5 protein-coding genes are annotated in these 4,338 nt (G+C 71.3%); 3 read left to right on the top strand and 2 right to left on the bottom strand.

Annotated elements, in window-relative coordinates:
• Nucleotides 1-1,512, top strand: a 1,512-nt coding sequence (locus tag JNW87_RS35390; protein ID WP_238455194.1) for a glycoside hydrolase family 10 protein, incomplete at its 5' end; no start/stop codon positions are given.
• 41 nt (nucleotides 1,513-1,553) lie between these two features.
• On the opposite strand, the gene JNW87_RS35395 is transcribed toward JNW87_RS35390, so the two are convergent.
• Nucleotides 1,554-2,369, bottom strand: a complete 816-nt coding sequence (locus JNW87_RS35395) for a hypothetical protein (protein WP_146231305.1) — start codon at nucleotides 2,367-2,369, stop codon at nucleotides 1,554-1,556.
• Nucleotides 2,370-2,565: 196 nt separating this feature from the next.
• On the opposite strand from JNW87_RS35395, the gene JNW87_RS35400 reads away from it, so the two are divergent.
• Together JNW87_RS35400 and JNW87_RS35405 are read left to right on the top strand one after the other, a co-directional pair.
• Nucleotides 2,566-2,850: a hypothetical protein gene (locus JNW87_RS35400; protein ID WP_236648638.1), complete on the top strand. Its 285-nt coding sequence runs from the start codon at nucleotides 2,566-2,568 to the stop codon at nucleotides 2,848-2,850.
• Nucleotides 2,844-3,146: a hypothetical protein gene (locus JNW87_RS35405; protein WP_238455195.1), complete on the top strand. Its 303-nt coding sequence runs from the start codon at nucleotides 2,844-2,846 to the stop codon at nucleotides 3,144-3,146. Before JNW87_RS35400 ends, JNW87_RS35405 begins: the two co-directional genes overlap by 7 nt.
• Nucleotides 3,147-3,267: 121 nt before the next feature.
• Here the strand turns inward: JNW87_RS35405 and JNW87_RS35410 are convergent.
• Nucleotides 3,268-4,338: D-alanyl-D-alanine carboxypeptidase family protein (locus JNW87_RS35410; protein ID WP_238455196.1), on the bottom strand; the 1,071-nt coding region annotated here is incomplete at its 5' end.

Below are 4,338 nucleotides of genomic sequence, written 5' to 3' on the forward strand. Positions count from 1 at the left end.
GGCCGTCCTGGGCGCGGGGCCCGGCGCCGGCCCGGCGGGTGGCACCGCCGCCTGTGCCGGCCGCCGGCCCGGGCGCCTCGCGAGTTGCGGGGCATGTGGATCACGACGGTGAACAACATCGACTGGCCGAGTCGGCGCGGGCTGCCGGCCGAGACGGTGCGGGCGGAGTTCCGGGGCTGGCTGGACCTGGCCGTGCGGCACCACCACAACGCGGTCTTCGTGCACGTGCGGCCGAGCGGGGACGCGCTCTGGCCGTCCAGCTACGCGCCGTGGTCGGAGTGGCTGACCGGGCGACGCGACAGCCGCGACCCGGGCTGGGACCCGATGGAGTTCATGGTGGGCGAGGCGCACGCCCGCAACCTGGAGTTCCACGCCTGGTTCAACCCGTACCGGGGCGGGCAGCCGGCCACGGTGGGCGGGCCCGGCCCTCGGCTGGACCAGCTCGCGCCGACCCACCCGCTGCGGCGGCACCGCGACTGGGTGGTGACCTATCCCAGCGCCGACCGTCCCGGCAGCCGCCTCTACTTCAACCCGGGTGTCCCGGAGGCGCGCACGTTCGTCGAGGACTCGATGCTGGAGGCGGTCCAGCGGTACGACGTCGACGGAGTGCACTTCGACGACTTCTTCTACCCGTACCCGGAGGCCGGGCAGGACTTCCCGGACGACGCGGCGTTCGCCCGGTACGGCGGGCGGTTCGCGGACAGGGACGCCTGGCGCCGGGACAACGTGAACACGCTGGTCCGCGAGATGAGCGAGCGGATCAAGGCGATCAAGCCGTGGGTGAAGTTCGGGATCAGCCCGTTCGGCATCTGGCGTAACGAGCGCACCGACCCGGCCGGCTCGGCGACCGCGGGCCTGCAGAGCTACGACGACATCTACGCCGACACCCGGCTCTGGGTGCGGAAGCAGTGGCTGGACTACGTCGTGCCCCAGCTCTACTGGCACATCGGGTTCGGCAAGGCCGACTACGCCAAGCTGCTGCCGTGGTGGGCGGCCACGGTGCAGGGCACCCGGGTGCAGCTCTACATCGGCCAGGCCGACTACCGGGTGGGCGAGCGCGGCGCCTGGCGCGACCCGGCCGAACTGGACCGCCAGCTCGCCCTCAACCGCCGATACGGCGTGCGCGGAAGCGTGCACTTCAGCGCCAGGCAGGTCCGCGCCGACAAGCTCGGGGCGGTCAGCCGGTACAGCAAGGCGCACTACGGGGGCCCGGCGCTGGTGCCCGCGATGGCGCAGCTACCGGCGGCGCCGCCGGCCGCACCGGCGGTCACCGCAGCGCGGCGTGCGGACGCCGGCGGGGTGGTGCTGACCTGGCGCGGGGACGGCGCGACGAGTTACGCCGTCTACCGGGTGGACGGCGACGCGGCCCGGCTCGTCGGCACCGCCCGGGGCGCCGGCTGGGTGGACCGCACCGTCCCGGCCGACCGCCCGCTCTTCTACTGCGTGTCCGGACTGGACCGCAGCGGAAACGAGGGCCCACTCAGCGCGCCGGTGGCCGTCGCCGCGCAGTAAGGGTCCGTGGCGTCCGGTGGCCGAACGCGGGTGGTGGCGGGTCACCATACGCAGGATCGGGGCAGGAAAGCCCACGCGATCCCTGCGGCGAAACGGTTCCCGGTCCACTTCGCCATGATCCACTGACGGTCCTTGGTGACGTACCGGATGTCGATGCTGGCGCCGGCCGGTGCGGTACCGAGTCGATGGACGGCGACCGCCGGTCCCGACCCGTAGGCTGCGGCGGCGCCGATGTTGCCGTAGGCGGTGCAGGTGGTGCGGGCCGTGGTGGTCTTGAGTCCGCCGCCCTTGTTCTCGCTCCACACCCCGTACGGGCTGCACAGCGGGTCGACGCTGTTGGCAGTGCAGAACACCTGCTCGGAGTGCCACCAGCGCAGCTGGTCCGGGGACCCGTCGGCGTTGCTGGAGCCGACCACGTTGGGGCCGCCGGCACAGCTCGAGGACATGAAGCCGGTGCGCTCGATGGCGAACTTACGGGTGCCGTAGGCGTAGGCGCACCCGTCGAAGCTGCCGCCGGCGTACCCCCAGGGCCAGCGGGTGATGCCCTCGGTGTTGCCGGCGCTGGCGTCACCGGTGTCGCGGATGTCCATGTGGTCGAAGCTGGACTTGACGACGCCGTCGGCGAAGACGAAGTCACGGGCGAACAGGTAGCCCACCATCGGCCCGTTGGCCTTGTAGCTCAGCAGCACCCAGCCTGGTCCCATGCCGGTCTGCGCCCACGAGTCCTCGGCCGCGGTCTGTACCCGGTTGACGCCGTACCCCCAGGCCACGGCCGGCGACGGGGCGACCAGGGCGGTCACCGCCATGACGACGGCCAGCACCAGACCGGACCTTGTCGCGCTACGTCGCCAGCCCATCGTCACTCCTCGATGAAGGTTAGGCGACAACCTACAACGACAGCTGACGATGTGGCAATCTCCTTCTCCCGCGGCTTGCAGGAAACCTGCGGACCTTGTCCGCATCTTGCATACATCTTTCAGGCCCTGCTACCTTGGCGCGCACACCCTTCCAGGGAAAGGGATCAATATGCGATTGCTACCCAAGGCCGTCGCGATGGCCACGGCACTGGGCATCATGTTGGTCGCGCCGTCCGCTGCCCAGGCCTATGTCGTGCCGCGCCACGCCATCAACATCTGCCAGAGCGCCAGCTTCTACGACAACTACGACTCGGTCTCGGGCCCGTACGGCCTCAAGCGGGTGCTGTACTACGGCGACAAGATCGGTCACACGCCCGGAGCCCACCCGGTCTACAACGGCTGGGCGGCCACCTTCGACTTCGGCCCCAACGACTGGGGCTACATGCGCATCGAGTGCATCGGAGGCTACGACTCATGGTGACATCGCCATCCCGGCCCGTGCGCGCGGCCCGCTTCGGGGTCGCGGCCGCAACCGCTGCCGCACTGCTGGCGATCGCGTCGCCGGCGCAGGCCGCCAACGGCACCATCGGCGTGCGCGAGACCGTCTGCGCGGACTCGTTGTTCGTACGCACCGACCCGGGAGGCGCCTGGATGGGCACCCTGTATGCCGGGCAGACCTTCCTGGTGCAGGGCCCCAGGAGCGGCGGCTACATCTACGGCTTCGCCTACGGCCACGTCAACCGCAACGGATGGGTGCAGGACGGCTGGTTCTGCTGAGCCCGCCGGCTGTGCCGACCGACGTTGGTCCCGCACCTGCCCAGGCGGGGGCGGGATCAGCGGCGCGTCATTCCCCGGCAGCAGGAAACCGGGTCGTGCGAGTGTGGATCGATACGCCTGGCTACCCTCGGCGGGCTCCTCGCCTCGCACCCGTGCGCCGCCACGGAACTGCCAGGATCAGGACGGCCAGGACGAGGGCAGCGCCGATGCCGAGCCCGGTCGGCCACGCGAACGATGACGACTCCGCTGGCCGACCCTCCGGCTCGCCCTTGACGGGGACCACGGGACGCTCGTTCTTCTTCTCCTCGGGTGTGACCAGGCGGCCGACGGACGCGCCGGGAGGAAGAGCGAAGCCCCAGTTGAGCAGGGCTGTCGCCTCTCCGAAACTCCCCAGCGGCGCGGTCTCCGCGCCGAGCAGGGTCACCGCGAGCCGCCGGCCGTCGCGTTCGGCCACGCCGACGTACGTCTGCCGAGCCAGGTCGGTGAAGCCCGTCTTCCCTCCGAGCGTTCCGGGATATATGCCCAGCAGCGTGTTGTCGTGGGTGATCTGGAATCCCGGCGTTCCCGGCCGTTCCGGTATCTGCGCCACCGTGGTCGCGATGTAGCGCCGAAAGTCTTCCCGGGCGAAGGTGGCCCGCGCGATCAGCGCGAGGTCGTACGCGCTGGTGTATTGACCGGGGCCGTCGAGGCCCGAGGGGGTTGCCGCGTGGGTCTGGTTCGCGCCCAGCCGGCGCGCTTCGTCGTTCATCGCCTGCACGCCACCCTGCCTGCCGGCGTTGCCGCCGCCGACGCGAGCCAGCACGTTGGCCGCGTCGTTCCCCGATCGGAGCAGGAGTCCCAGCCACAGGCTCTCGATCGAGTACCGGCCGCCCTCGACCACCCCCATCAGCGAACTGGCCGGATCGAGATCGCGCAGATCCGCCCGGGTCACCTCGACGACCTGGGTCGGATCGAGGCGGGGCATCAGGGTCGCCGCCAGCAGCAGCTTCTGCACACTGGCCGGCGTTCGGTGCTCGTGGGGGCCGCACCCGCCGAGCACCTCACCAGTGTTCAGGTCCGCCACCAGCCATGAGGTGGCGGTCACCGCCGGCGCCATCGGCGCGTCCGCGGGAACTGCCAGTCCTGAGGTCGCCAGCGCCTGCCCCCCGACTGCCGCCTGGGCGGGGTCGACCGGCGGCGGGGACGGTGGGGC

The sequence above is a fragment of the Micromonospora sp. ATA51 genome (assembly GCF_016802855.1).
Lineage (GTDB): Bacteria > Actinomycetota > Actinomycetes > Mycobacteriales > Micromonosporaceae > Micromonospora > Micromonospora sicca.